A 26110-nucleotide genomic window follows, 5' to 3' on the forward strand; every position below is an offset into this window, starting at 1 on the left:
CGCACGGTGCGGGGAACGGCCTGGCCGGTGCTCAGCGCCCGGTGGTGCGGACCTGGCGATCCGCGGTGACGGAACGGTCCGCGAGCGTCTCCCCAGCGCCTTCGTACAGGCGGATGACCGCGTCGAGTCCGAGGTCCTGGAGCTCCTCGACGTCCTCCTGGTAGGACGCGACCGCGGCCACGGTGACCTGGCCGTAGCCGAAGCTGCGCAGTTCGCGCAGCGCACCGATGTTCGCGTGCTGAGCGGGCATGGCCAGCACCACGATGCGCACCGTGCTGGACCCCATCAGCCGGGTCCAGAAGTCGTAGTCGGTGGCATCGCCCTCGACGACGTTGACACCGAGCTCGCGCAGCTTGTGCACGCGCAGCGGATCGTGCTCGACCCCCAGCACGGTATAGCCGTGGGCGTCGCTGAGCTGCTGGTAGGTGGCGTGTCCGACGCGTCCCATGCCCAGCACGATCGCGGTCGCCTCCCCGAGCTCGATGGGTCGGTCCTCGGGATGGATCTTGTGCGGGGGCCGCGCCGGCAGGCGCTGGGCGAAGCGGGAGGCCAGCGACACGCTGCGCGGGTTCGCGATGGCGGAGAGGATGAACCCCGCGGAGACCGCGAGCGACAGCGACAGCAGCCAGTGCGGCGAGAGCCAGCCGGCGGAGACCCCCATCGCGGCGATGATCAGCGCGAACTCGGAGTAGTTCGACAGCAGCAGGGCCGAGAGCACGCTGGTGCGGTTGCGCATCCCGAGCAGCCACAGCAGCCCCCAGTACGCCAGGGCGTGCACGGGCAGGAGCAGCAGCAGCACTGCCGCGACGGTGACGTTGTGCCAGGTGGGCAGGCCGGCGAACCCGATGGTGACGAAGAAGCCCACCAGCAGCAGCTCCTTCACCGTGAACAGCGAGTGCGAGAGCTGATCCGCACCGGGATGCGGGGCGAGGACGAGCCCCATGACCAGGGCGCCGAGGCTGCCGGACAGGCCCAACCACTCGAAGAGCGCGTACCCGGGGATCAGTGCCATCGCGATGCCGAACAGTGCGCCAGGTCGCCGTGACCGAGCCGGTACCAGTTCCTCGTCCCCCAGTACAGCGCCGGGAGGAGCACCAGCAGGCCGAGCGAGTACACGCTCGGGGCCTGCCCGCGGGAGATCGAGATGACCACGACGGCCGCGATGTCCTGCATGATGAGCACGCCGATGCAGATGCTGCCGTAGAGACGTAGAGAGCCTGTTCGTCGCCGCGCTCCTGCAGGATCTTCACCACGAAGATGGTGCTCGAGAACGACAGCACCAGGGCCAGTGTCGCGAGCACCTGCCACGACTCGGGGCCGAGGATGCCCAGCGCGGTCATCCCCGCCAGGAACAGGGTGCCGATGCCCGTCAGCAGCAGCATGTGCGCCCCGGCGGTGACCCACAGGTGCTTGCCGAGCAGGCTGCGCAGATCGAGCCGCAGCCCGATCGCGAAGAGCATCAGGGTCACCCCGATGTCCGCGAGCACCGACAGCGCATCGACCTGCTCCACCCCGAGCGCGTTCAGCGCGAATCCGGCGCCGAGGAAGCCGATCAGCGGCGGCAGCTTGACCGCTCGCGCGATCAGCCCGCCGCCGAAGATCATCGCCAGGTACGTCACCACGATGCCCATGTGGCACATTCTTGCGTATCCCGTGGAGGTGTCCGACCTCCCGACCCGGAGAAAGCTGGACCCGATGACCGACCCGATGACCGACACCGAGAGGTGGGAGGCGCTCCCGCAGCGTCTGCCCGCGTGGTTCCGCGATGCCCCGCTGGGCATCTTCCTGCACTGGGGCGCGTACTCGGTGCCGGCCTGGGCGGAGCCCACGGCCGAGCTGGGCGCGGTCGAGGACGACCTCGAGTGGTTCACCCACAACCCCTATGCGGAGTGGTACTTCAACACGCTCCGCATCGAGGGCGCCCCGGCCGCCGCGCACCACGCGCAGGTCCACGGCGGCGCCCCGTACGACGATTTCCTGGACCAGTGGGAGACCACGGACTTCGACCCGGTGGCCTGGGCGGACCTCTTCCGCCGCGCGGGCGCCGACTACGTCGTGCCCACCACCAAGCATCACGACGGGATCACCCTCTGGGACGCTCCGGGCACGGGGGACCGCAACACCGTGCGGCGCGGCCCGCGCCGGGACCTCGTCGGCGAGCTCGCGGCGGCGACCACCGGGGCCGGCCTGCGGTTCGGCGTCTACTACTCAGGAGGGCTGGACTGGCACGCGCGGCCGACGGAGCCGCTCGTCAGCGGCCAGGACGTGCAGGATCGGAAGCGGCCCCGGGATGACGGGTACGGGAGGTACTGCGCCGCTCACGTGCGCGATCTCATCGACCGCTATCAGCCGGACGTGCTCTGGAACGACATCGGCTGGCCGGAGGACAACGCCCACTTCGCCCCGGGCGGTCTCGGCGAGCTGCTCGAGCACTTCTACCGCGAGCGTCCCGAGGGGCTGATCAACGACCGCTTCAGCGGAGCGCATCAGGACTTCGCCACCACCGAGTACCAGGCCGGGCAGATCCCCGAGGGCCGGCCGTGGGAGAACTGCCGCGGCATCGGGCTGTCGTTCGGCTGCAACCAGGTCGAGGACGCCTCCCACTACATGAGCGGCGCGCAGGCGGTGCGGCACGTGGTCGACGCCGTCTCGCACGGCGGGCGGGTGCTGCTGAACGTCGGCCCGCGGGCCGACGGATCGCTGCCTGAGCTGCAGGTGCAGGTGCTCGAGACCCTCGGCGGGTTCATGGCGGAGCACAAGGGGAAGCTGGCCGGATCGCGAGGGCTCGGCGTCGTGGAGATCCCCGGGGCGAGCTGGGCCCGTGCGGTGGAGAAGCAGGGGCGGTGCACCGTCTTCCTCACGGGACCCCAGGGCGCGATGACCCTCGAGGCGGCAGCGCTGCCGCGGGGGTACGACTGGCCGAGCAGCGTCGAGATCGGGCTGGGCGGCGACGCAGCGGTGCCGGTCGCGGTGAGCGCGGCCCGTACCGGCAGCGCCGGCTGACGGCGCTCTCCCCGCGGCCCCGCACCGCGCGCAGCTCACCGTCCCCGCGCGGCGAGCCTCGCCATCAGCCCGGTCGGAGCGAGCCGCGCCGCGGCGACGATCGCCTTGTAGCGGCGGCTCGGCACGGAGACGGTCTTGCCCCGTGCCGCGTCCCGCAGCGACTCCTCGACCACCCGCGGCGCCTCCAGCCACAGCCAGTCGGGAATGCCCTCCTCGCCCTGGGCCAGGCCCAGGCGGGCATGGAAGTCGGTATGGGTGTAGCCGGGGCAGACCGCGGTGACGGTGACGCCGCGGGAGCGGTAGTGGCTGCCCGCCCAGCGGGAGAACATCACCTGCCAGGACTTGGCCGCCGCGTAGGTGGAGCGCGGCATGACCGCCGCGGCGGAGGCGATGTTGAGGATGGTGCCGGAGCGGCGCTCCAGCATGCCGGGCAGCACGGCGTGCATGAGCCGCATGGGCACCTCGGTGTGGAGGCGGAGGTGGCGCGCCTCGTCCTCGATGTCGTTGTTCTCGAAGGCGAGCGGGAGCCCGAAGCCGGCGCTGTTGATCAGGATGCCGATCGGGTTCGCGGCGTCGTGGAGCCGGTCCACCACCGCAGCGATGCCGCCGGGGGAGGAGAGGTCCGCGCCGAGGACCTCGACGCCGCCCGCGCCCGCCTGCTCCAGCTCGGCGGCCAGCTCCTCGAGCCGGGCAGTGTTGCGGGCGACGAGCACGAGGCGGTCGCCGCGGCGGGTGAGCTGGCGGGCGTACTCGGCGCCCAGGCCGGAGCTGGCACCGGTGATCAGGGAGGTCGTCGTCATGGCCGTGAGCCTAGCGGCCCCGGGCCATGCCCCCGCCGCTGTGTACGATCGAGCCCGTACGGCGGTGCAGTGTCGCGATCGCCTTCCCCTGCCTCGCGAAAGACGTCCCCCCGCCGTGTACTCGCTCCTGCTCGCGATCATCTACGTCGCCTTCGTCAGCCTCGGCCTGCCGGACTCCCTGGTCGGCTCGGGCTGGCCGGTCATGCATCAGGACCTCGGTGTCCCGGTGGCGTTCGCCGGCATCATCACCATGATCATCGCCGTGGGGACCATCGTCTCGAGCCTCGCCTCCGAGCGGGTCACCCTCCGCTTCGGCACCGGAGCGGTCACGGCGATCAGCGTCGGGACGACCGCCGCCGCACTGGTGGGCTTCTCGCTCTCCGACCAGTTCTGGATGCTGTGCCTGTGGGCGATCCCGTACGGGCTCGGTGCCGGCGCGGTCGATGCGGCGCTGAACAACTACGTGGCCCTGCACTACGCGGCCCGGCACATGAACTGGCTGCACAGCTTCTGGGGAGTGGGCGCCTCGCTCAGCCCGTTCGTCATGGGGTTCGCGATCTCCGCGGGGCAGGGATGGTCCACCGCCTATCTGGTGATCGGGCTGGTCCAGGCTGCGCTCACGCTCGCGCTGCTGGCCGGCATCCCGCTGTGGGGCAGGGTCGACAGCGCACGGACCCGGGCGCGGACCGTCGATGCCCATGACCCCGGCGAGGCCGCTCCCGCCCCGAGGGACCGCACCCCCGTCCCGCTCGCCTCGGCGCTGCGGATCCCCGGGGTGGTGCTGATCCTGCTCACCTTCTGCGCCTACTGCGCGCTGGAGAGCACGGCACTGGTGTGGTCCTCGAGCTACCTGGTCGCCGAACGCGGGGTGCTCCCGGCGGCGGCGGCCACCTTCGGTGCGCTCTTCGTGCTCGGCCTGACCGCCGGGCGCTTCCTGGCCGGCTTCGTCGCCGAGCGGCTCGGCGACCGGGCGCTGATCCGGGGCGGTCTGCTCATGATCGGGATGGGCGCGCTGATGCTCGCCCTCCCGCTGCCGACCGAGGCGGTCGGCCTGGCGGGCCTCGTCGTCGTGGGGCTCGGCTCCGCGCCGATCTACCCGGCGATCATCCACTCCACCCCGGTGAACTTCGGCCGCCGCAACTCCCAGGCCATCATCGGCATCCAGATGGCCGCCGCCTACACCGGCTCCACCCTCGCGCCGCCCGTCTTCGGTCTGCTGTCGACCTGGACCGGGATGTGGATCTTCCCGCTGTTCCTCGCCGTGCTGGTGGTGGCGGCACTGGTGATGTCCGAGCGGCTGAACCGGGTGGTGGCGGTGCCGGCGCGGGTCTGAGGCCAGAGCGGGAAGACGTGAGCTCCGCCCGATCAGGCGCGCGCGCCGAGCCCGATCACGTGCTCGGGGAGGCGCTCGTTGCTGCCGTACATGAAGTGGTTCGCCATGTTCTCGGAGAACCGGCTGGCCTCCGGGGTGCGGCCCACCGCCTCGGCGACCTCGCGGATGTGGATCGGAGCGGCGCCGCAGCACGCGCCGAGGTAGTTCACGCCCAGCTCGTAGGCCTCCTTCGCGAAGGCCCGGATCTCGTAGCGGTTGGTGAACAGGGGGTCCAGGGCGGTGGGGAAGGTGCGCCCGTGCGGGGAGGGGACAGAGGCCGCATCATCGGAGAGGTTGAAGAACGTCGGCTCCTCCTCGGTGGTCCGGTACGGGATCGGCAGCGCGCCCACATGGCAGGAGACCGCCTCACGGATCTGCCGCAGCCAGGGCAGCAGCGTCTCCGGCCCCCGGAAGCAGTTCAGCCCGACCACGTCGGCCCCGCCCTGCTCCAGACGCTGCGCGGTCTCGACGATCCCCGCGCCGTCGGCCATCTCCTGGAACGCCATCGGGGCGAGGGTGAGCACCACCGGCAGCCCGGAGGCCTTCGCGACCTCGAGAGCCGCCAGGGCCTCACCGGCGTAGTAGAAGGTCTCGCCGATGATGAGGTCCGCGCCCTCCTCGACCGCCCAGCCGACCATCTCCTCGAACATGCCGCGCACCTCGGACTGCCGGGCGGGGTCGGCCGGGTCCCAGATGTTCGAGTTCGAGATGTTGCCGGCCATGAGGTTCCCGGGCACCTGAGCGGCGACCTCGCGGGCGATGCGCAGTGCGGAGCGGTTCAGCGGCTCCAGCAGGTCCTCCTTGCCGATCACCCGCATCTTCTCGCGATGACCGTTGTAGGTGAACGCCTCGACGATGTCGGAGCCGGCGCGCTGGAAGTCCACGTGCAGGCTCCGCAGGGCCTCCGGATGCTCGAGGGCGACCTCGGGCACGAATTCGCCGGCAGTGAGGTAGCCGCGGCGCTCGAGCTCGAACAGGAAGCCCTCGGCGCAGATGACGGGGCCTGCGTCGAGACGGTCGGTGAGGATGTTCTGGGACATGGTCGATCTCCGTACTCCGGCGGGCGGGGCTGTTGCGGCCGAGAGTAGCCGCGGTGCCGCAGCGGGGCCCCCGTGCATGGCGGAGTGTGAACGGGAGGCGATCACCGTCCGGCCACTGCGCTCGCCCTCGCGCAGCAGCGTCGCTGTTGAGAGGAGTGCGATACCGGTATGCCGCCGACTCTGATCTCTGCCGGCCAGGTGATGGGTGACGTGCCGGGAGCGCCGTTCCGCGAGCCCGTCCAGTGTGACACGCTGGCGCGATGTCCCGCCCCATGCACGTCAGTGACAGCATCGAGATCGCCGCCGAGGCGATGACCATCTATCGCGAGGTCGCCGACCCCTCGCAGATGGGGCGCTGGAGCCCCGAGAACCGGGGCACGGCTGCGCCGGGCCGCGGACCCCTGACGGTCGGGGACGAGTTCGTGGGCCGCAACCGCCGGGGACCCGGCCGCTGGTCCACCGCCTGCACCGTGATCGCCGCGGAGCCCGGCGAGAGGTTCGCCTTCCGGGTCCACCGGATCGGCCTGCGCACGCCTGTGCTCCGCGGAGCGATCGCGACCTGGACGTACACCTTCGCACCGGCAGGGGAGGGACGCACCCTGGTCACGGAGACCTGGCAGGACGATCGCACCGGATGGTCGGATGCCTGGGCGGCCCGCTTCGACACTCTGGTCACGCGCGGCAGCACCTTCGACCGCTTCCAGGCGGGCAACATCCGGCGCACCCTGGCCCGCCTGAAGACGGACCTCGAACGCTGAGCACCCGAGCGGAAGGACCGATGCACCGATGAGCGGTGACATGACCACCCTGACGAAGATCCTGACGTCGATCGACGGCCGCGGCTACGGCTCCTACAAGCAGCTCACGGGCAGCTACGACCTGGGCCGGTGCCGTCTCGTGGTGGACCGGGTGCAGGTGGACCCCTTCGCCCCTCCCTCCCTGATGCGCCTGATCGTCCGCCGCGCCGACGCGGCCCTCCCCGAGGATCTCCTGACCGACCGCCCGGGATACGTCGCGACCACCGACTTCCTGGCCCGGGCCGTCGCGGCCGCCGCAGGGTCGATCGGGGAGGGGATCAGCATCGGGACCCCTGGCCAGGAGGTCCTCGAACGCACCAGCGTCGCCATCACCGACCAGGGGATCGAAGCGCGGCTCGCCGTCCAGCTGCCCGCCGCCGGGCGCCGGATCCGCGGCCGCCAGGCCGAGCGGCTGCTCACCGAGGACCTGCCGAGGATCGCCGAGGCCGCGCTGTTCCCTGCGAGCCTCGACACCGAGGCGCTGCGGGCGCAGGTCACCCTCCACCGTGACCAGGAGGCGCTGCGGGGAGCGCTGGCCGAGCGGTCCCTGGTCGCGTTCGTCGGCGAGGGCGCGATCCTCCCGCGCCGCTCCGGGGATTCCGATCTGCCGCTGACGGAGGGTGCCGTCCCGTTCCGCGGCCCCGAGTCCCTGCAGGTCTCCTTCGAGCTGCCCAGCGGCCGCACGGTGAGCGGGATGGGCGTTCCCGAGGGGATCACCGTCATCGTCGGCGGCGGATACCACGGCAAGTCGACCCTGCTGCGGGCGATCGAGCGGGGCGTCTATGCGCACCGGGAGGGCGACGGCCGCGAATGGGTGCTCACCCGCGAGGACGTCGCCTCCGTGCGCGCCGAGGACGGCCGCTCCGTGGCGGGGGTGGACATCTCGCCGTTCATCTCCGGCCTGCCCTCCGGCACGGACACCAGGAGCTTCTCGACCACCAACGCCTCGGGGTCGACCTTACAGGCCGCCTCCCTCGTGGAGGCGGTGGACGCCGGCGCCTCCGCGCTGCTGATCGACGAGGACACCTCGGCCACGAACTTCATGATCCGTGATGACCGGATGCGCCGCCTGATCCCGGCCGAGCATGAGCCCATCACCCCGTTCGTGCAGCGGATTCGCCCGCTGCACGCGGAGCGCGCGGTCTCCACCGTGCTCGTCGCCGGTGGCTCCGGGGCGTTCTTCGACGTCGCCGACCACGTGATCGCGCTGCAGGAGTACGTGCCCCGCGACGTCACCGCCCAGGCGCGCGAGCTCGCCGAGACCACCCCGCAGCCGGCCTCCCCGGTCTTCGGTCCGCTGCGGGCCCGGGTCCCTGCCGCCGGGGCGCTGCGGCCGGCGGGCAAGACCAAGCCCGCCTCGGCGCGCGGGCGCGACACGATCCGGTTCGGGCGCGAGCACATCGACCTGGCAGCCGTCTCGCAGCTGGTCGATGCCGCGCAGACCACGGCCGTCGCCCACGCGCTGGACCGCCTGGCCGAGCTGCTGGAGCAGGCCGGGAGCGCGGGGCGGCCGGAACCGGCCGGGTCCCGCGCCACCCTCGATGCGGCGATCACCGCACTGTTCGCCCGCCTCGACGCAGAGGGTCTGGAGAGCCTGTCCCCGCATCGAGGGCATCCCGGTCACCTCGCCCGGCCGCGCCTCCTCGAGGTCCACGCCGCCGTGAACCGGTACCGGGGCCTCCGGCTCGCCGAGGACTGACCGACGCGACGCACGCCCCGCGGCGACCAGGCACGCGCGCCGACGCCCTGCGCGCAGCGTCTCCCGCCCGTCGGTCCGCGGCACGGAGCTGTCAGGTTCTGATCCACTTCCGGGGCGAAAGCGATTCGGAACCTGACAATCCTGGGCGGAGGGCGCCGCTGGTGTGGCCGGCGGCCCCACCGTGCTGACGGGGCTCCTTCTGCTGGCGGGGGAGCGGGGTGCTGCGTCGCTCAGGCACTGCCCGCGGTGAGGGACGCCGACGGCAGCCAGTCCGCTCCGAGCAGCTCCGCCACCTCGGAGAGCCCCGCGGTGTCCCCGCCCACGGTGTCGCTGGCGGCCGCGATCCGCTCGACCATCACCTTGCTCACCTGCTCCTCGACGGTGCCCTGGGCAAAGGCGATGTGCCAGGGGGAGACCTGGTGGTCGCGGTGGGTGCGGCCGGTGACCTGCCGGCCGGCGATCCCGGAGAACCGGGCCTGGTGGAACAGGCCCGTGCGCGGCTCGGTGCTGGCCTGCCGCCCGCCCTCGAGGGTCTCCCCGGCGTGCAGGCTGATCGAGGCGACGGTGGTGAACACGCAGACCTTCGCCTGCCCGGTCTGGAACCGCAGACGCTCCGCTTCGACGTCGAACCGGCCCTGCCCGAAGATCGTCGCGACCTGCAGACCCGAGTCCCGCAGCCGTTCGACGATCGGTTCCGCGGCGGTGCCCACGAACTCGACCGAGCAGGCCACCTGCCGCTCCGCCTCCACCTGCTGCGCGATCCACGCGACGGTCGAATCGACCCGGATCAGCCCGGCCTTCTGCCGGAACCGCAGCAGCGCCGCCCGGCCCTTGGCGGTGTTGCGGCCGCGGCGGGCGATGTCCATCTCACGGCAGAACTCGCCCCACTCGGCGTCATAGGCCGCGCGCTCGCCGCGGGTGAGCGTCACCGGCATCCCGGAGATCGGCACCGGCCCCCAGGGCGCGGCGCGATGCAGCATGGCCGGTGGCCGGGACTCCTCGAGCCAGTTGCGCACCAGCGCCAGATCCTCCGCCCGACGGGTCGCGTCGGTGGTCCAGGTGGCGCCGTAGCGGCCCATCTCCAGCCCGATCCCGTGGCGTTCGAGGGCGGTGGCGAAGTCGGCGCCGGGCTGCTTCACGGAGGTCCACTCCGTCATCGGCTCCTCGTGCCGCTGGGCGTAGGCGGGGGCGAGATAGGGCAGCTCGAGCGGGGTGTGGCCGGGTGTCGCGGTGGTCGAGATGACGAACAGTGCCGTCTCATGCGAGCGCGCGTGGCCGGAGAGCGCCGCCCAGTGCTTCCACCGCTTGGTGGTGGTGCGCCGCAGGGCGTGGGCCTCGTCGGCGATGATCACGTCCCAGTCGTATCCGGCGACCTTCTCCAGCCGATCCCAGGTGATCACCACCCATTCCAGGCCGCTGTCGCCGAGCGCGGAGATGGTGCGGCACCAGTGCCCGATCGTGATCGCCGCGGGCCGATCGGCGACCACCAGCACCCGCTGCGCCCCGCGGAGGTCGCCCACCGCGCTGGCGCCGAGCACGGCGGAGATCGTTTTGCCCACGCCCGGCTCGTCCGCCAGCAGGAACTGTCGCCCGCCGGCTGCGGCGCGCTCGGCGATCGCATCGGCCGCCTCGTACTGGTTCCTGCGAGGCTCGAGGTCCTCCGCCGGCTCGGGGTTCGGCGCCGGCGCGCCCGGGTTGAGGCTGTTCTCGAGGAAGCGTCCGAGGGTGTGCGGGCCCGGAGCGAAGGGCACGAGGTGGTCGGGCAGCGTGCGGCCGGGAAAGAGGTGCATCTTGACGGCGGGATGCCAGGTGGCGCCCTCGACCTGGGTCCCGTAGGGGACGTCCAGCACCCACAGCCGCTCACCCGGGCCGACGAACGGCAGCGGCCGTTGTGACTGCCTCGTCCCCAAGCGGCGCGGGGACCTGCGGCGTCTGCGGGTGGTGGTGCGGCGAGGGGTGGACACCTCGCGAGGCTATCGGGGACCGTCCACGGACGGGGACAGCTCGCCGACAGCACGCGGCGGGTCCACGAGCAGCGGGGTGATGCCCCTCGAGCGTCCGATGGTCACCCGTCAAGAATGCTCCCCGGCCACGAGCCTCCCGTGAAAGACTGGTCACCCTCTTCCCCCCCTTCGAAAGAAGTTCCATGAACACGTTCCTCGGCATCGGGGCCCTCGGGGTCGTCGCCCTGATCCTGATCGTCCTCGCCGTCATCGCATTGATCGCCTTCTTCGTCATCCGCCGATGGATCAAGGTCGCCCGGGCCGATGAGGCGCTCGTGGTCTCCGGCAAGAGCCAGAAGAACGAGGACGGCACCACCTCGGCGACCACGGTCGTGGTCAACGGCAAGGCGATCGTCAACCCGATCACCCAGCGGCACGAGGTGATCTCGCTGCGCCAGCGCCAGGTGAACATGCGCGCCGAAGCGCAGTCCGCGGACAACGTCACGGTCACCGTCGAGGCCGTCGCGCTGGTGAAGATCGGCTCGAAGAGCGATCTGGTGCGCCGGGCGGCCGAGCGCTTCGGCTCCCAGGACGAGGCGATCGAGCCCTTCACCCAGGACCAGCTCGAAGGTGTGCTGCGCGGCGTCGTCGCCCAGCAGACGGTCATCTCCCTGATGCGCGACCGCAAGGTCTTCTCCGAGCAGATCGCCGAGACGGTGATCCCGGAGCTGCGCGAGCAGGGCCTCATCCTCGACTCCTTCCAGATCCGCGGGATCACCGACGACGTCGGCTACATCCAGTCCCTGGGCGCCCCGGAGATCGAGGCCAAGCGCCAGTCGGCCGAGATCAGCCAGACCAACGCCGAGCGCGCCGTGGCCAAGGAGCGCATCCGCAACGAGGAGCAGAACCTCGTCGAGAACCAGGCGCTGGACACGAACCGCGCCAATGCCCAGGCGGAGGTGGGGCGTGCCCGGGCGCAGGCCGAGCAGGCCGAGGCCCTCGCCGGCGAGAAGTCCCGCCAGGAGGTGCTCCAGCAGCAGGCCGAGAACAAGCAGGCGCAGCTGGATGCGGACGTCAAGCGCGTCGCCGACGCCGAGCAGTACCGCCGCCAGAAGGATGCCGACGCCGACGCCTACGAGCAGCGCCGCCAGGCTGAGGCTCGCGCCGAGGTCGCCGAGGCCGATGCGCGCGCGGTGAAGATGCGCGCCGAGGCCGATGCGGAGGCCGAGCGCCTGGCCGGTGAGGCCAAGGCCGATGCCATGCGCGCCGAGGCCGAGGCGCTGCGCGAGAACCAGGAGGCGCTGCTCGCCCAGCGCGTCGTGGACCAGCTGCCCACCCTCATGGAGACCTTCGCCAAGGGCTACGCGCAGATCGGCAACATCACCGTGGTCAGCTCCGACGGCAACGGCGGGGACGTGGCCGGCAAGCAGTTCTCCGGCGAGTCCGCCGGGGCCCTGCGCGGCGTGTTCGACACCGTCCAGTCCACGCTGGGCCTGAGCATCCCGGACCTGATCCAGGGACGCGCCACCGGCGCGGCCCAGGGCGAGGCGCTCGGGGCGGCGCTGCGGGGGCAGGGGAAGGCCGACGCCCCCGGGGAGCCGGAGGGAGTCGCTGCCGGCGGAGAGGCCGCGGCCCAGCCGGAGTGAGGGCCGCGGGCGGCGCGACCGGGTCATCGCCGAGCAGTCACCCGTGCACGGTCCGCCCGAACGAGCGACCCGTCGTGTCGGCGATGTCTCCGGTGCCCAGCGGATGATCGCTGCGCCGGAGCACGGCGAGAATCGCCTCAGCTCCTGAGGGCAGCGCCGCCTGCTGTTCAGGGCTCAGACGGCTCAACGCAGTGAGCGTGAGGCGCACGCTGCCGCTGGTCCGGTGATACTCGGGACCGGCGAGGCCGACGAGGTGCATCTCGCCGGCCCGGCCACCGAACCCGCCACCGACTGTCCGAGATGCTTGACGCACCTCACGGACACATATAGGAAGTCGACATGCGACGACGAGCCCTCGCCACCGCCACCGTCCTGACCGCATCCATGGTCATCGCGGGTTGCGGATCGGATAGTTCCCCGCAACCCACTGCGACGACCACCGATGCCTCGCCGACGGCCGCTTCCTCCTCCACCCCCACGTCGCCGGCGCAGTCGTCGTCGGACGACACATCACCGGAGTCGACGCCGACTGCTGCGTCCTCCCCACCGGAGTCATCCGCCAGCGCGCATCCCGGCCTCCCCGCCACCGTGCCTGAGGACACGAGCCCACGGTCCGGGCCGGGCACCGAGGATGAGAAGGTCGCCGAGGTCACCGACGTGCGCGTTGGCCGTCACGATGGTTTCGACCGGGTGGTCGTCGATTTCGAACCCGGCCAGGGCATCCCCGAATGGGATGTGCGATGGCTGGAAGGGGACCAGCAGGTCCAAGAGCCCGGCTCGGGCAAGCCCGTGGAGATGGCCGGGAACCGGTTCCTGGAGATCACCCTCGGCGGCGTCGAAGACCGCGAGCCGCACGTCCTCGAACCTGACCTCACGGCAGTGGTCGAGGTGCGACGTTTCGGCAGCTTCGAAGACGTGGCCCAACTTGATCTCGGCGTGTCCACCACCCACGGAACGGCCCGCGAAGTGGGGTTCCGTGTCGATACCATCACCGAGAACCCACCCCGGTTGGTCATCGATGTCGCCCACGCCGGAGCAGATCTCGAGGACCAGACCAACTGAGGTGCACGGGCCACGACACCGCCGGAGACCCTCGCACCAGTAGCCGCCGGCGATCCACAGTTCGCGCGCTCGCCGTGCCGCGGCCCCGTACCACCCGGACCTCGGTCCGCAGCTGATCGGCGGCGGTCTCGGCCCGTGTGCGCCGGGGGAGTGGTCCGACGACACCCAGATGGCGCTGTGCATCGCCCAGGTGGCGGCGACGGACGTGCCCATCGATGCGCCCGAGGGCCTGGATGCGATCGCTCAGGGCTTCCTGGACTGGTTGCGCGACGGCACGACCGACGTGAGCACGCAGACCCGGTACGTGCTCGGCGCGCTGCGGGACGACGACGGCAGCCCGGGTCTGGCCGAGCGCATGACCGCGGTCGCCGCCGAGCTCCACGCGCGGACCGGCCGCACTGCCGGCAACGGCGCTCTGATGCGCGCCGCCCCGGCCGCGCTCGCGTTCCCGGGCGATGCCGAGCGCACTGCTGGTGCCGTCCGGCGCATTGCCGAGCGCACCCATGGGCAGCGTGCGGCCGGCATGGAGGCGCATCGTCACGGCGGGGTGCCAGGTGGCGCCCTCGACCTGGGTCCCGAAGGACGTCCAGCACCCACCACCGCTCGCCCGGGCCGACGAAGGGCAGCGGACACCGCGACTGCCTCGTCCCCGAACGGCGCGGGACCTGCGGCGTCGACGGATGCTGGAGCGGCGGGAGGGGGTGGTCACTCGGTGACCGTACCGGGGTCCATGGCTGCACCGCTCGGCGCTCTCGAGGAGGACGAACCCGGTGGCATGCGGTGCAACGCGGGTTTCCGCGTCATGGCGGCGACATAGCGCAGGGCCCGGGGGTCACCCCGGGCCCTGCCGATCCCCTCAGCTGGTCGTGGACTCGATCTGTGCCGTGTCCTGCTGTGAGGTGATCTCGATCTTGCGAGGCTTCGCCTTCTCGCTGAGCGGGATCGTCACGCTGAGCACGCCGTTGTCGTAGCTGGCCGTGATCCCCTCGGTGTCGAGGCCCTGGCCCAGCGTGAGCTGGCGCAGGAAGGTGCCTCCGGTGCGCTCCCGGGCGATCCAGGCGACGTCCTCCTCCGTGGTGAGCGTGCGCTCGGCGCGGATGGTCAGCAGCTGACCATCGACGTCGATGTCCACGGAACCGGGGTCAATCCCTGGCAGATCGGCCGCGAGGATGTAGCGGTCACCGACGCGGTAGAGGTCCATCGGCATCTGCCGGGGGCCTCGCCGGCCGGAGTCGAAAAAGGTGCTGGTGAACTGCTCCAGGTCGCGGAACGGGTCAAAGGTCGTCATCACAACTCCTCCCTATCGGGCCGCCACCTGCGGCGGCCGACCACCTTGAGTCCCCTCGACTCAAGTGCTTATAAGTTAGCACTCGCGAGCGGAGAGTGCCAGATCGTGTTCGCCGAGGGCGTACAGGCGCCGGTCGCAGGACGGGCGCGGACGCAGAGGGGGTGGGCGCGCTCCCGTCTCACCCGTCCGCGCGCAGTCCCACCCCGAAGCCCGTCGCCGGATCCGCCACCGCGACCGCGAGCGTCGTGTCGGATTGCCCGTAGTAGGCGAACCACGCCCCGCGGAACTTCACGAGCCCCTCGACGAAGGTGACGTTGGAGACCAGCCCGTGGGTGTCCTCGTAGGTCTGGGGTCGCAGCCACGGCTGCTGCAGGCGGGCCATCACCGTCGTCGGCTCGGCGGGGTCGATGAGGATCTGACCGCAGCGGTAGTCGACGTCCACGGTGCCGTCCTCGTGGATCTCGCGGGTGGCGCCGTTGATGAGCATCAGCAGCAGGCCGTCGTCGGTGAGCACCGGTGAGGTGCCGATCTCCACCAGGGCCTCGTCGAAGGTGCCGGGGATGGGCAGGTACATCGGCTCGTCGTCGGTGGTGCCGGGGGTCCAGTGGATGAGGTCGTCGCTGGTGGCCCAGTAGATGCCGCCCTCGCCGAAGTACATCCACCACTTCCCGTCGATCTGCTGAGGCACGATCACCCCGGCCTTGGACCAGTTGTGGCCGCGCGGGTCCATGACCTTGAAGGTGTCGAAGTCGGCGAACAGCGGGCCGTGCTTGGTCCAGCTGCGCAGGTCGGGGGAGGTGGCCAGGCACAGCTGCGCCATGGTCCGGTCCCAGCCGGTGTAGGTGAGGTAGTAGGTGCCCTCGATGAACGCGATCCGCGGGTCCTCGCAGCCGAATCGTTCGTAGTCGTGCTCGGGGGAGAGGAGCGGGGCGTCCTCCCGCTCGAAGGAGTAGCCGTCGTCGCTGACGGCGATCCCGATGTGGGAGACGATGTCCTCCGCGTGCGCCCGGTACAGCAGCACCACGCGGTCATCGACCACCAGGGCGGCGGGGTTGTAGAGATTCGAGGACTCCCAGGAATCGCCCTTGGGGCGCAGGATCGGGTTGTGCTCATAGGGGACGAAGGGTCCGAGCGGGAACGTGGCGCCGCCGAACAGGGACACGGTGGACATGCTTCTCCTCGAGAGGGTGTGAGATGACAGGAAGGCGCTCAGCCCTTGACCCCGGAGCTGATGTCGGAGGCCTGGAAGTAGCGCTGGAAGAACACGAACAGCAGCACGACGGGGAAGGCCAGGGTGGCCGCGCCGGCGAGGATCGCGCCGTTGGGGTTGGTGGCGGTCTGGGAGACGTTCGAGATGTAGTTCGCCAGTGCCACGGCCAAGGGCTGCAGCTCGGCGTTCTTGGTGATCAGGAACGGCCACAGGAACTCGTTCCAGGGGCCGATGAAGGTGATCAGGGCGACCGTGGCGATGGCCGGCTGCACCAGCGGCACCGCGATCGAGGTCATGATCCGCAGCTCGGAGGCGCCGTCGATGCGGGCGGCCTCGAACAGCGACTCCGGCAACGACAGGAAGAACTGGCGGAAGATGAACACGGCGGTGGTGTTGATCAGGAACGGCAGGATCATGCCCAGATACGAATCGCCGAGTCCGTAGATGCGGGTGACCTGCACGTACAGCGGGATCATCAGCAGCTGGAAGGGGATCGCCTGCACGCCCAGCATGATCGCGAACAGGGCGCCGCGGCCCCGCCACTGCAGGCGGGACAGCGAGTACCCGGCGGCGAGCCCGAAGGTGAGGGTGCCCGCGAGCACGCCGAGCGTGAAGATCAGCGAGTTCGCCAGGGAGCGCAGCAGGTGCAAGCGGGCGTTGATGTCGGTGAAGTTCTGCAGGGTCCAGCCACCGGTGGGGAACAGGTCCGTCGGGGAGCTGGTGGGGCTCGCCTGGAAGGCGCCGACGGCCATGAACCAGAACGGGAAGATTAAGGCGAGCGCGCAGAGGGTCAGGATCGCGTACAGCGCGAGGAGGCTGCGCCGGGTGCCGTGGTGGGAGGCGCTGCCGACGGATCCCTTGGTGCGGGTGCGGGCTGCCATGTCAGCGCTCCCGTCCGCTGCGGGCGGCGAGCATGGACAGCATGCCGATGCCGATCACCAGCAGCACGCCGATCGCCGAGGCGACGTCAGGGTTGGTCTGCTGGATGCCCTTCTGGTAGATGAGCAGCACCGGGGTGGCGGAGGCGCCGTCGGGCCCGCCGCCGTTGGTGAGCAGGTACGGCTCGGTGAACAGGTTCGCGCCGGTGATGATCGCGAGGATCAGCACCAGGGCGGTCACGGAGCGCACCCCGGGCACGGTGACGTTGCGGAATCGGCCCACCGCGCCGGCCCCGTCCATCTCCGCGGATTCGTAGAGCTCCTTCGGGATGCCCTGCAGCGCGGCGAGGTAGAGCAGGATGTAGAACCCCAGCTGCTTCCACGTCACGTACAGCGCGATCGAGGGCATCGCCAGCGCACTGTTGACCAGCCATGACGGATCCGGGGCGAGCGGTCCGAGGATCGTGTTGACCAGGCCGTGGCGGGAGAACAGCAGCATCCACACGCCGATCAGCGACACGCTCGCGGTGACATACGGGATGTAGAACGCGACCCGGAACACGGAGGCGAAGCGCACGATCCGGTTCAGCGCGGAGGCGAGCACCAGCGAGAGCACCGCCGTCAACGGCACATTGATCACCAGGAACACCGCGATGTTTGTGAACGACTGCTGGACCTGCGGGTCGGTGACCGCGCTGACATAGTTGTCGAACCCCACGAAGGGGTGCTCGACCACGGCGGTCGGTGCGGTGAAGAAGTAGTCCTGGAAGGAGATCCATACCGCCCGGATCAGCGGCCAGGCCATCACCGCCGCCAGGAACAGCACGTACGGCAGCGCCAGGAGCACTCCCAGCGGCTGGGACCCGAGGACGCCGCCGAGCGGGCGCCGGGAGCGTCGGGGCCGCACGGGGGCGTCGTGCGTGGTGGTGGTCATGATCAGCCCTGGACGAGCTGGTCGATCTTCTCGGCCGCGGTCTGCAGTGCGCCCTCGACGGGCTCCTTGCCGAAGATCACCGCGGCGGAGTACTCGTCACGGAAGGTCTGCCAGACCTCGATCGAGTTGGGGATGTTGGGGACGTCCACGACCCGCTCCGCCTGGGAGGCGAACACCGTGTAGTCGGGGTTCTCCTCGAAGTAGTCGGGGTAGGCATCCAGCAGCCCGGTGCGCAGCGGCATCTGGCCGGTGGCCTCGAGGAAGGCGCCGTCCTGCTCCTGGGAGGTGGCGAACTTCAGGAAGTCCCAGGCGGTGGCCTGGTTCTGCGAGGTGGTGAACATGGAGACGTTCTTCGAGTCGGCGAAGGTCTTCACCGTCTCCGCGTCAGAGCCGTCGGCCGTGGGGACCGGCATGAAGCCGACGGGGAACGAGTCCTTGTAGGAGCTGATCGCCCAGGGCCCCGCACTCTGCATCGCGGTCTTGCTGGTGGCCATCGCGTCATCCGTGGAGGCCTCCTTCGGGGCGAGGCCCTCGGAGTAGATCGAGGCCCAGAGCTCCGCGACGGCCAGACCGTCCTCGGAGGCGAAGGTGGATTTGCCGTCCTCGACCAGCTGCATGCCGTCGGTCTGCGCGATGTACAGCGGGTAGAAGTCGAACCAGGGCTGGAAGAACTCATTGGTGGGCGAGGGCCAGATCGCGGCCGGGGCCGCCCCGGACTCGACGATCTTCCGGGCCCCTTCGAGGAAGGTCTCATGGGAGTTCATCCCGGGGTCGTCCGGATCCAGTCCGGCCTTCTCGAACAGGTCCTTGTTGAACATGATCATCACGGGGTTCGACTTCCAGGGCAGCAGGTAGTACTTCCCCTCGTCGTCCGCATATCCCTTCGCGACCTCGGCGCCGGAGCGCTCCTCGATGTAGCTCGCGCCGTCCTCGAAGGTGGTCAGGTCGATCAGTCCGCCCTGCTTCACCCAGCCCGGAGCCGCGGCGGTGGAGATGTTGAAGATCAGATCCGAGGTGGTGCCGGCGGTGATCGCCGCGGTGATCGCCTCCTCGGAGCTCTGCCCGGCGGGGATCTCCTGGGCCTCGACCTGCTCGTCGGGGTGGTCGGCGTTCCAGGCCTCGACCACGGCCTTACCCCAGGCGACTTCCTGCTCGTTGTTCGACAGCCAGACGGAGATCGGCCCGCGAGCCTCGGCGGCATCGCCCCCGGAGCCTCCGCCGCTGTCACCGCAGGCGGCGAGCGTGGCGGCGGCCAGCGGCGCGGCGATCGCGCCGGTCGTGAAGGTGCGTCGGTTGATGTTCATCGTCGAACTCCTCGGAGGTGGTGGTGGTCAGGGCCGCGGCGGCGGGGCGATGCTGCCGCGGGGGAGGACGGTGGTGTGATCGGCCAGGACCGCGCCGGGCGCCTCGCCGGCGAGCGCGGCCAGCAAGGTGGCGACGGCGAGCTCGCCGCGCCGCACGGCGCCGGTGCTCACGGTGGTCAGAGCGGGGGAGAGATGGGCGGAGAGCTCGCTGTCGTCGTAGCCGGACAGCGAGAGGTCCTCGGGCACGCGCACGCCGCGGCTGCGGGCGAGGGAGAGGCCGGCGATGGCCATCATGTCGTTGGCAAAGAGGATCGCGGTGGGCGGTTCGGGCAGGTCCAGCAGCCGTGCGGTGGCGTCCCGGCCGGAGGCGGCGGTGAAGTCGCCCTCGATGACGAGTGAATCGTCCAAGCCGCGCTCGCGCACGGCGGCGCGGAAGGCCTCCTGGCGGATCCGGCCGTGGATGTAGTGGGCAGGGCCGGCGACGTGCGCGATGCGGGTGTGCCCGGCCTCGGCCATCAGCGCCACCAGCTCGGTGACGGCGGGGGAGTCGTCGGAGAAGACGGTGGGCAGCCCGGCGGTCTCGCCGCGGGTGGGTTCGTGCGCGCTGAGCACCACGGCGGGCAGGCCCAGACGCTGCACGAGGGCGAAGCGGGGGTCGTCGATCTTGACGTCGAGCAGGATCACGCCGTCGGCGCGACCGGCGGCGAGTCGCTCGTAGACCTGGTGCTCGGCCTCGGGGGTGGTGACGGCGTGGAGCATCAGCCCCATCTCGTGCTCGGCCAGCACCCGTTCGCAGCCGGAGAGGAACTTGGAGAAGAAGGCGTCGGTGGCCAGCACCTCGGGGTCGCGGGCGATGACCAGCCCGATCGCGCCGGTGCGGGAGGTGGCCAGCGCCCGGGCACGGTGACTGGCGGTCCAGTCCAGTGCCGCGGCGGCGGCGAAGATCCGCTGCCGGGTCCCCTCGGAGACCGGACGCTTGCCGGAGTAGGCCAGGGAGACGGTGCCCTTGGAGACGCCGGCGAGGCGGGCGACGTCGCCGATGGTGGCTCTGCTCGGTGCGCTCACGTGCGACCTCCTCCTCGTGTCCGGGCCGCGGCCCGGAAGACTGCGCACCCTTGCGCAAACCGGTTTGATCACGCACTATAAAACCGGTTTGACGCGTGCGCTGTCAAGCCCTCCGGATCCACCGACGGATCACGGATGCGCATCGTTCCTCACCGTGGAGGCCACCGTGCTGACCCGACGTACCCTGCTCCGCTCCACCGTCCTCGCCGCGGCCGCCGTCCCGGCCGCGACCGCCCTCGCCGCACCCGCACCCCAGCGAGGCAGCGGCGGCAGGAAGCGCCTGACGAACCTCGACCACCTGCGGTTCCTGCTCGCCGAGGTGCCGCTGCCTGCGATCGAGGGCCACTCCCGCTTCGAGGACTCGAGCCCCACGGGTCTCGCTCCGTGGACCTACGCCGACCGCGCCGCGCACGGTGCCTTCACCCGCGTGGGCGGCGGCGAGCTCGACCCCACCACCGGGCACTGGAGCCAGGGCGCCTACAACGCCGACGACATCTCCCGCGCCGCGATCGTCTTCCTGCGCGCCCACGCCGCCTTCGGCGAGGAGTCCGACCTCGCCACGGCCCGCGACCTGCTGCGCACGCTCACCTACCTGCAGGTCGACTCCGGCGAGTTCGCCGGCAACGTGGTGCTGTGGCAGCAGAGCGACGGCACCCTGAACCGCAGCGCGATACCCGTCGAGCTGCCGGACCCCTCCGATTCCGAGGAGTCCTACTGGCTGGCCCGCACCGTCTGGGCGCTCGGCGAAGGGATCGCGGGCTTGGCGCAGGCGGATCCGGACTTCGCCGCCTTCCTGCGCGAGCGGCTCCACCTCGCCCTGGAGGCGCTCGAGCGCGCCTCGCTGGGTCGGTACGGCCGCTGGGAGGTGGCCGACGGGGTCGACGTTCCCGGATGGCTGATCGCCGGCGGCGCCGATGCGACCGGGGAGGCCGTGCTGGGTCTGGTCGCGGCCCTGGACGCGCTCCCGGAGGATTCCCGCATCGCCGGAGCGCTGGACCGCTATGCGGAGGGGATCTCGGCGATGGCCTCCGGTGGCGTGGGCGCATGGCCCTTCGGCGCCGTCCTGCCGTGGACCGGATCGCAGAGCTTCTGGCACGCCTGGGGCGGTCTCGCCCCGGCCGCGCTCGCCACCGCCGCCCCGGTGACCGGCCGGGGCCTGGACGCCGCGGTCGGCGATGCGGGGGTGTTCACCCCGCAGCTGCTCACCTCCGGCGGGCCGCACAACGCCTGGTCCCCGGTGCCCGGGGAGGCGCAGATCGCCTATGGAGTCCAGTGCCGGGTCGAGACCCTGCTGCGCACCGCGGACGCCACCGGCGGTCAGGGCCTGCGCGAGCTCGCGGCTCTCGTCGCCGGCTGGTTCTTCGGCGCGAACCCTGCGGGGGAGCGGGTGTACGACCCGGCCACCGGCGTCACGGTCGACGGCATCGAGCCCGACGGCCGCCTCAACCGCAACTCCGGCGCCGAATCCACCATCCATGCCCTGCTGACGATGATCGCGCTGGACGAGGAGAGGACCCTCGCCCGCACGGCGCAGCGCCTCACCGCGACTCCGCAGTACCACGGGATGCAGTGGCTGCCGGCGGAGGAGGCGCAGCTCGGCGGCGATGCCTCGGTGGTGACGCCCGAGAGCCCGTGGACGGGGGAGTCGAATTGGCACGGCTCGTACGTGCTGGCCGATGACGGCGGCACCGTGCGGTTCGCACTGAGTGCCGAGGCACGAGCCGCGGTCTCCGCCGGAGGCGCGACCGCGCACCCGCTGCTCCACCGACTCGCCGACGACGCCGGTGTGTCGCACTGGACCGCGATCGACGCGGCAGGAGCCCGGACTGCGCTCGGCTCGCTCGAGCTGGGTGGTGCCGGGTCACCGGGCGTGACCGAATGGGACGGGGTGCTCAGGCCCCAACGGCTCGAGGTGCCGATCCCGGAGGACGCTGTGGCGATCGAGGCCGTCTCCGAGGGGCGGATGGAGCTCGATGAGCTGATGCTGCTGCCCGCGGTGACCACGGCCGAGTTCCCGACCGAGCGCGGGAGGACGGTGACGCTGTATGTCGCCTCAGCCGACGCCGAGGCGGCGACCGTGCCGGGCGAGACCGGCAGCGCGTACCGAGCCGACGGGACACGCGTGGGTCCCGTGACCAGGGGGCGCAGGAGCGTGCCGGAAGGGGCGTTCGCGATCACGCGCGGGTGAGTGGGGCGCACTTGCTGTTGAGGAGCCGGCGTGCTGGGGCAATCGCGCGGCACTGACAATGAGGCCGTCTCCATGGTCGCACTCTGTGCGACGAGCCGTGGTGAGGCAGAATGGCACCATGGGATCCACCGACGACACTCCTTTGCTGCCCGGCGACTGGGGCGCCGTGGACCAGGAGCGGGAGAGCATTCTGCGGGCCCGTCGTACCCAGGCCGAGCGCGATCTCGCCCGGACGCTCCTGGTCGAGTTCGAGGACTGGCTGCGAGCGGACGAGCACGAACCCGACGAGATCATGACGGTCACGCGTACGGTGCGCCAGCTCCTGCAGTTCAAGGACGATGTGCTCGGCAGCACCGACCCCCTCGAATGGACCGAGGAGCTGGTGAGGGCGCTGGTGAGCGAGGTGTTCCCCGAGAAGATGCCCGAAGGGCTCAACGACCCTCGCGACGCCGCCGTGGACCTGCTGCCGTTCGTGAGCTTCCTCGAGGAGACGAAGCGCTGGCGCAAACGGCCGTTGCGCGGGTACGAGGCCCGGACGTTGCTGTTCTCCCTCGCGTATCCCGATCCCGAGGACTGGGGGCCGGGAATCGAGGTGAGACCGATCTGACGGCGCAGACGGGTGAGCCTGAAGGGATGCGCGGCACCTGGACCATGCGAGTGCCGTTCCCCCACCGAGGATCCGTTGCCCGTCAGTCGTCTGTCGTGAACCCGAGGCGGCGATAGCCGGGCATACGACGCTCCAGGGATGCGGCGAGCACTCGAGTGCGCACATCGTGGTAATCGTGGACGATGGCCTTCTCCGTTCCCCGGGACGAACGGATCACGCGCCCGGCGCACTGCACCAGAAGGCCGTCGAACGATATCGGGGCGGCGAGGAACAGCGTGTCCAGCGCCGGGGCGTCGAAACCCTCGCCGATGAACGAGGTGGTGCCGAGCACGAGCACCCCGTCCTTCGCCTCAGTCTCGGCGAGCTTCCCGATCGTCGCCCGACGGTCTGTCGCCGACATCCCACCGTGCAGGAGCAACGGAGACTGCCCATCGTTCTCGAGCAGGCGACGAAGCTCCTCGAGCTGGGCGATGCGTCGGGTGAGCACGAGGCAGTTGCGGCCAGTGGCGAGCTCTGTCGCGATATCGCGGGAGATCTGCTGGTTCCGCTGTGCGTCGACGGCCACCTCGCGCTGGAGATCTGCGAAGGCGCCGGGCTCGTCGAGATCGATCTCTGCAGCGAATTCAGTTTCGTGGATATACAGGGTGCGCTTCGAGACGCCCACCTGGTGGCCTGGCTCTGGGATCGAGCCAGGGGGCGGGGTCTCGAAGGTGTGGCGCACCGGACCGAGGTGCCAGCCGACGAGAGCCTGCAGACCGTCGCGTCTGGTCAGCGTGGCGGTCAGACCCAACCAGTAGCGGGCCGCGATGTGCTTGACGGAGTGATCGTAGGCAGCAGCCGCCAGATGGTGGCACTCATCGACGATCACCTGTCCGTACCCGCTCGTCAGGTCCGCGACGTCGTCGCGACGCGCGAGTGATGGCATCATCGCGATGTCGACGACCCCGGAGAGTGTGCGTCGGCCACCGCCGATCTGGCCCGGCGTGATCCCGAGGAAGGTGTCGATCCGTTCTCGCCACTGCTCCGCGAGAGCCTTGCGATCCACCAGGACAAGGGTGGACAGACCGCGTTCAGCGATGATCGCCGCAGCGATCACCGTCTTGCCGGCACCGGGCGGGGCGAGCAGCACACCATCCTCATGGGCGAGCATCGCGCTGACCGCGGTCCGTTGCGCAGGATGCAGGTCGCCGCGGAACGATACCTCGATCTCGGTACCGGTGTTCCGGCCATCCTGCACCTCGAGTCGAGACCCTTCCTGGTCGACGATGCTCCCCACCGCGTGACGCAAGGCCCTCGGCAGCACGAGTCTGTCGTCCACCGTGCGGTCGTAACCCAGCACGAAGCGGGGGATGTCCCACGTCGATTTGCGCAGTCGCTGCATCTCGTAGAACTTGGGATTGGCCAGCGAGGCCGAGTGCTCGAGTGCAGAGACGGTCGCGGGGGGAAGCTCGGCCAGGTCCATTGTCAGCGAAGAAGCGAGCTCTGCGCGCACCACGGGTGGCAGGGGAGGATGGATAGCGGTCACCGAGGAGCGCTTGACCGGTACCGTCGTCCCACTGATCACAGTGCGTTCTGCCGCTCTTGCCAGGGCAGCGACTTCGCCCGGGCTCACGCGGGCCAGGGTCGAGAGATACGCCCACTGATCCGGGTAGGGCTCGAGAGTGCTGACGTCGAGAAATACGGTCAGCCCATCCTTGCGCTTGCGCCCCTCGAGCGGTGCGGCGATCAGGTTGCCGAAGCCGCCGCTGGGCAGCACGTCCTGGTTGGGGAACAGGCGATCGTAGGAGCGCAGGTCCATCGACCCACGCATGCTCATGGCCTCATGCAGGAGGAACGTGCCCATGCTGCGGGCGGTCGCCGCTGGTACGGCATCGGAGAAGAAGATCCACACGTGTGCGCCGCGTCCGGACTGTGACAGCTCCAGACCTGCCGCGATGCCGTTGACGCGGGCGGCCCTCACCACCGCGAGCGCGTCGACCACTGCGGTCGAGCCATCGAGATCCGCAGCGAGGAACCAGCAGCTGTTGTCCTTGTGCAGCGGATACAGGCCGATGAAACTGCGCTCGTCGCTCCGCAGGTGCTGGGAGAGCACCGTGGAGCTGAGCGGCATCGGCGTGGCGGTACGGCGATCCATGCCCTTGCGCCACCCACCCGCCACAGCCGGCATCCAGCCGGCCGCCCCGGTACGAGCGTTCTGCCAGCGCACTGCGTGCACGTCCGTGCGGGCTCGGAACAGATCGGCGTACAGGGCGAGCTTCGCATCCTGCGGGGAGCCGAGATCGACGATGCCCTGGCCTCGCAGCGGCGCCGCCAATTGTTCATCGGCCGGAGCGGTCTCGCCTGCACGGAGGTCCAGCAAGCGGCTCATGCGTGCGACCTCGGCCCGCAGACGCTCGTTCTCGCGTTGCAGCGCGGGCATCGACGTGGCGGAGGGCGACTCCATGGTATTCATGATGGCAGGTGATCCACGCTTTAGGGGTGAAGGATCACGGGAGCCGACGGCTGGCCGCGCCACCATCCTGCACCTGGTCATGCTCGGGGTGCTCGGGGGTAGGCCCCCGGAGTGGAGAGCATCTGTGTGGTAATGGCCATCTTCCCAGTTCAATGGGTATTCGTGCGTCACGACACCGTTGCAAAGGCCTCGAACTGCGACGGAACAGGTCTCAGCCCGTCAGGCCCAGCTCCTCGCCCACCAGGTGAGGGAACTCCTGGATCGAGTCCGGCTCGAGGACCTTCACCCCGTCCCCGTCGGGAGCTGCCAGGCGCCACCGGATGATTCCGTCGACCTCGCCCTTCCACATGATGACCGCGCCTCCGGACCCCGTCGGGATCTTGAGCAACGGGTTCGCCTCGTCGATCTCGATCCGATCGGCGAGCGCGGGATGGGCGTCGATCAGCAGCTGATGGACGCGATCGCGTTCGAGGAGGCGCTCGACGCCGTCCATCATGTCTCGTGAAGGGAACAAGGCATCTCCGATCCGTAGAGCCCGCACAGAGGTCATCCGGTCGAGGCTCCTCGTGTGGCCGACGTAGGTTGATCGATCCTCGCAGGAGGGACTGACGATTGGGGTCACGCCCGTCTGCGCGCAGCCCGGCCCTGAACCCGGTCTCCGGGGGTCCGCGACGGCCACCGCCGAGATGGTGTCCGACTGCCTGTAGTACGCGAACCACGTCCCGCGGAACTTCACGAGCCACTCGACGAAGGTGACGTTGGAGATCAGCCCGTAGGTGTCCTCGTAGGTCTGGGGCCGCAGCCACGTCATCACCCTGATGG

General features: G+C 70.5%; 23 protein-coding genes and 1 pseudogene. 9 read left to right on the plus strand and 15 right to left on the minus strand.

The genetic code is table 11. The annotated features are described in order from the left end of the window. Positions 1-31: 31 nt before the first annotated feature. The 3 genes and pseudogenes from ACHUEU_RS12290 to ACHUEU_RS12300 form a co-directional block, all read right to left on the minus strand. Entirely contained in the window at positions 32-1012 is a 981-nt protein-coding gene (locus ACHUEU_RS12290) for an NAD-binding protein (RefSeq protein WP_394216415.1), read from the minus strand. Next, a complete protein-coding gene (locus ACHUEU_RS12295; protein ID WP_394216416.1) occupies positions 1003-1182 on the minus strand; it encodes a hypothetical protein in 180 nt (59 codons plus the stop codon). Before ACHUEU_RS12295 ends, ACHUEU_RS12290 begins: the two co-directional genes overlap by 10 nt. A gap of 62 nt (positions 1183-1244) precedes the next feature. Then, a pseudogene (locus ACHUEU_RS12300) lies at positions 1245-1781 on the minus strand (cation:proton antiporter domain-containing protein); the annotation flags it as partial. Between ACHUEU_RS12300 and ACHUEU_RS12305 the strand changes: the two are divergent. Beyond that, a complete protein-coding gene (locus tag ACHUEU_RS12305) occupies positions 1708-3003 on the plus strand; it encodes an alpha-L-fucosidase (protein WP_394216456.1) in 1296 nt (431 codons plus the stop codon). The pseudogene ACHUEU_RS12300 and the gene ACHUEU_RS12305 overlap by 74 nt on opposite strands. Before the next feature lie 35 nt (positions 3004-3038). Here the strand turns inward: ACHUEU_RS12305 and ACHUEU_RS12310 are convergent, their stop codons facing one another. Next, entirely contained in the window at positions 3039-3803 is a 765-nt protein-coding gene (locus tag ACHUEU_RS12310; RefSeq protein WP_394216417.1) for an SDR family NAD(P)-dependent oxidoreductase, read from the minus strand. Between the two features lie 115 nt (positions 3804-3918). Between ACHUEU_RS12310 and ACHUEU_RS12315 the strand changes: the two genes are divergently transcribed. After that, the gene (locus ACHUEU_RS12315; RefSeq protein WP_394216418.1) at positions 3919-5136 is read left to right on the plus strand and encodes an MFS transporter; all 1218 of its coding nucleotides are present in this window, start codon (positions 3919-3921) and stop codon (positions 5134-5136) included. Positions 5137-5168: 32 nt separating this feature from the next. Here the strand turns inward: ACHUEU_RS12315 and ACHUEU_RS12320 are convergent, their stop codons facing one another. Continuing rightward, complete coding sequence (locus tag ACHUEU_RS12320; RefSeq protein WP_394216419.1) at positions 5169-6215, minus strand: homocysteine S-methyltransferase family protein; 1047 nt, start codon at positions 6213-6215, stop codon at positions 5169-5171. A 260-nt stretch (positions 6216-6475) separates the two neighbouring features. On the opposite strand from ACHUEU_RS12320, the gene ACHUEU_RS12325 reads away from it, so the two are divergent. Together ACHUEU_RS12325 and ACHUEU_RS12330 are read left to right on the plus strand one after the other, a co-directional pair. Then, positions 6476-6973 (plus strand): SRPBCC family protein, encoded by a 498-nt coding sequence (locus tag ACHUEU_RS12325; RefSeq protein WP_394216420.1) that lies wholly within the window; start codon positions 6476-6478, stop codon positions 6971-6973. 40 nt (positions 6974-7013) lie between these two features. After that, positions 7014-8711, plus strand: a complete 1698-nt coding sequence (locus ACHUEU_RS12330; RefSeq protein WP_394216421.1) for an ABC-ATPase domain-containing protein — start codon at positions 7014-7016, stop codon at positions 8709-8711. Positions 8712-8941: 230 nt separating this feature from the next. On the opposite strand, the gene ACHUEU_RS12335 is transcribed toward ACHUEU_RS12330, so the two are convergent. Next, entirely contained in the window at positions 8942-10675 is a 1734-nt protein-coding gene (locus ACHUEU_RS12335; RefSeq protein ID WP_394216422.1) for a DEAD/DEAH box helicase, read from the minus strand. A 182-nt stretch (positions 10676-10857) separates the two neighbouring features. Here ACHUEU_RS12335 and ACHUEU_RS12340 point away from each other — a divergent pair, with 182 nt between their 5' ends. Then, positions 10858-12300 carry an SPFH domain-containing protein gene (locus tag ACHUEU_RS12340; protein ID WP_394216423.1) on the plus strand — a complete coding sequence of 481 codons (1443 nt, stop codon included), beginning with the start codon at positions 10858-10860 and terminating at the stop codon, positions 12298-12300. 37 nt (positions 12301-12337) lie between these two features. On the opposite strand, the gene ACHUEU_RS12345 is transcribed toward ACHUEU_RS12340, so the two are convergent. Beyond that, positions 12338-12559, minus strand: a complete 222-nt coding sequence (locus tag ACHUEU_RS12345) for a hypothetical protein (RefSeq protein ID WP_394216424.1) — start codon at positions 12557-12559, stop codon at positions 12338-12340. 80 nt (positions 12560-12639) lie between these two features. Between ACHUEU_RS12345 and ACHUEU_RS12350 the strand changes: the two genes are divergently transcribed. Continuing rightward, positions 12640-13362: an AMIN-like domain-containing (lipo)protein gene (locus ACHUEU_RS12350; protein ID WP_394216425.1), complete on the plus strand. Its 723-nt coding sequence runs from the start codon at positions 12640-12642 to the stop codon at positions 13360-13362. A 115-nt stretch (positions 13363-13477) separates the two neighbouring features. Next, on the plus strand, positions 13478-14179 hold the full coding sequence (locus ACHUEU_RS12355) for an ADP-ribosylglycohydrolase family protein (protein ID WP_394216457.1): 702 nt from the start codon (positions 13478-13480) through the stop codon (positions 14177-14179). Positions 14180-14218: 39 nt separating this feature from the next. Here ACHUEU_RS12355 and ACHUEU_RS12360 read toward each other — a convergent pair whose 3' ends face one another. The 6 genes from ACHUEU_RS12360 to ACHUEU_RS12385 form a co-directional block, all read right to left on the minus strand. Then, positions 14219-14650 (minus strand): Hsp20/alpha crystallin family protein, encoded by a 432-nt coding sequence (locus ACHUEU_RS12360; protein ID WP_394216426.1) that lies wholly within the window; start codon positions 14648-14650, stop codon positions 14219-14221. A 178-nt stretch (positions 14651-14828) separates the two neighbouring features. After that, positions 14829-15821 (minus strand): glycoside hydrolase family 130 protein, encoded by a 993-nt coding sequence (locus tag ACHUEU_RS12365; RefSeq protein ID WP_394216427.1) that lies wholly within the window; start codon positions 15819-15821, stop codon positions 14829-14831. 38 nt (positions 15822-15859) lie between these two features. Next, a complete protein-coding gene (locus ACHUEU_RS12370) occupies positions 15860-16741 on the minus strand; it encodes a carbohydrate ABC transporter permease (RefSeq protein WP_394216428.1) in 882 nt (293 codons plus the stop codon). Position 16742: 1 nt separating this feature from the next. Further along, positions 16743-17672, minus strand: a complete 930-nt coding sequence (locus ACHUEU_RS12375) for a carbohydrate ABC transporter permease (RefSeq protein ID WP_394216429.1) — start codon at positions 17670-17672, stop codon at positions 16743-16745. A 2-nt stretch (positions 17673-17674) separates the two neighbouring features. Beyond that, positions 17675-18976, minus strand: coding sequence for an extracellular solute-binding protein (locus ACHUEU_RS12380; protein ID WP_394216430.1), 1302 nt, complete (start codon positions 18974-18976; stop codon positions 17675-17677). Positions 18977-19003: 27 nt separating this feature from the next. Further along, entirely contained in the window at positions 19004-20041 is a 1038-nt protein-coding gene (locus tag ACHUEU_RS12385; protein ID WP_394216431.1) for a LacI family DNA-binding transcriptional regulator, read from the minus strand. 166 nt (positions 20042-20207) lie between these two features. On the opposite strand from ACHUEU_RS12385, the gene ACHUEU_RS12390 reads away from it, so the two are divergent. Together ACHUEU_RS12390 and ACHUEU_RS12395 are read left to right on the plus strand one after the other, a co-directional pair. Continuing rightward, entirely contained in the window at positions 20208-22229 is a 2022-nt protein-coding gene (locus ACHUEU_RS12390) for a hypothetical protein (RefSeq protein ID WP_394216432.1), read from the plus strand. Positions 22230-22347: 118 nt separating this feature from the next. Then, positions 22348-22836 carry a hypothetical protein gene (locus ACHUEU_RS12395; RefSeq protein WP_394216433.1) on the plus strand — a complete coding sequence of 163 codons (489 nt, stop codon included), beginning with the start codon at positions 22348-22350 and terminating at the stop codon, positions 22834-22836. Between the two features lie 82 nt (positions 22837-22918). Here ACHUEU_RS12395 and ACHUEU_RS12400 read toward each other — a convergent pair whose 3' ends face one another. Together ACHUEU_RS12400 and ACHUEU_RS12405 are read right to left on the minus strand one after the other, a co-directional pair. Beyond that, complete coding sequence (locus ACHUEU_RS12400; RefSeq protein ID WP_394216434.1) at positions 22919-25279, minus strand: TOTE conflict system archaeo-eukaryotic primase domain-containing protein; 2361 nt, start codon at positions 25277-25279, stop codon at positions 22919-22921. Positions 25280-25499: 220 nt separating this feature from the next. Next, complete coding sequence (locus ACHUEU_RS12405) at positions 25500-26099, minus strand: hypothetical protein (protein WP_394216435.1); 600 nt, start codon at positions 26097-26099, stop codon at positions 25500-25502. Between the last annotated feature and the right edge of the window lie 11 nt (positions 26100-26110).

Source organism: Brachybacterium vulturis (assembly GCF_043641765.1).
In the GTDB taxonomy this organism is placed as follows: Bacteria; Actinomycetota; Actinomycetes; order Actinomycetales; family Dermabacteraceae; genus Brachybacterium; species Brachybacterium vulturis_A.

Coding starts and splice junctions, on each gene's coding strand:
- ACHUEU_RS12290 (WP_394216415.1), bottom strand. CDS start 1,012: ATGGCACTGATCCCCGGGTACGCGCTCTTCGAGTGGTTGGGCCTGTCC.
- ACHUEU_RS12305 (WP_394216456.1), top strand. CDS start 1,708: ATGACCGACACCGAGAGGTGGGAGGCGCTCCCGCAGCGTCTGCCCGCG.
- ACHUEU_RS12310 (WP_394216417.1), bottom strand. CDS start 3,803: ATGACGACGACCTCCCTGATCACCGGTGCCAGCTCCGGCCTGGGCGCC.
- ACHUEU_RS12320 (WP_394216419.1), bottom strand. CDS start 6,215: ATGTCCCAGAACATCCTCACCGACCGTCTCGACGCAGGCCCCGTCATC.
- ACHUEU_RS12325 (WP_394216420.1), top strand. CDS start 6,476: ATGTCCCGCCCCATGCACGTCAGTGACAGCATCGAGATCGCCGCCGAG.
- ACHUEU_RS12330 (WP_394216421.1), top strand. CDS start 7,014: ATGACCACCCTGACGAAGATCCTGACGTCGATCGACGGCCGCGGCTAC.
- ACHUEU_RS12340 (WP_394216423.1), top strand. CDS start 10,858: ATGAACACGTTCCTCGGCATCGGGGCCCTCGGGGTCGTCGCCCTGATC.
- ACHUEU_RS12345 (WP_394216424.1), bottom strand. CDS start 12,559: ATGCACCTCGTCGGCCTCGCCGGTCCCGAGTATCACCGGACCAGCGGC.
- ACHUEU_RS12350 (WP_394216425.1), top strand. CDS start 12,640: ATGCGACGACGAGCCCTCGCCACCGCCACCGTCCTGACCGCATCCATG.
- ACHUEU_RS12360 (WP_394216426.1), bottom strand. CDS start 14,650: ATGACGACCTTTGACCCGTTCCGCGACCTGGAGCAGTTCACCAGCACC.
- ACHUEU_RS12365 (WP_394216427.1), bottom strand. CDS start 15,821: ATGTCCACCGTGTCCCTGTTCGGCGGCGCCACGTTCCCGCTCGGACCC.
- ACHUEU_RS12370 (WP_394216428.1), bottom strand. CDS start 16,741: ATGGCAGCCCGCACCCGCACCAAGGGATCCGTCGGCAGCGCCTCCCAC.
- ACHUEU_RS12375 (WP_394216429.1), bottom strand. CDS start 17,672: ATGACCACCACCACGCACGACGCCCCCGTGCGGCCCCGACGCTCCCGG.
- ACHUEU_RS12380 (WP_394216430.1), bottom strand. CDS start 18,976: ATGAACATCAACCGACGCACCTTCACGACCGGCGCGATCGCCGCGCCG.
- ACHUEU_RS12395 (WP_394216433.1), top strand. CDS start 22,348: ATGGGATCCACCGACGACACTCCTTTGCTGCCCGGCGACTGGGGCGCC.
- ACHUEU_RS12400 (WP_394216434.1), bottom strand. CDS start 25,279: ATGGAGTCGCCCTCCGCCACGTCGATGCCCGCGCTGCAACGCGAGAAC.
- ACHUEU_RS12405 (WP_394216435.1), bottom strand. CDS start 26,099: ATGACGTGGCTGCGGCCCCAGACCTACGAGGACACCTACGGGCTGATC.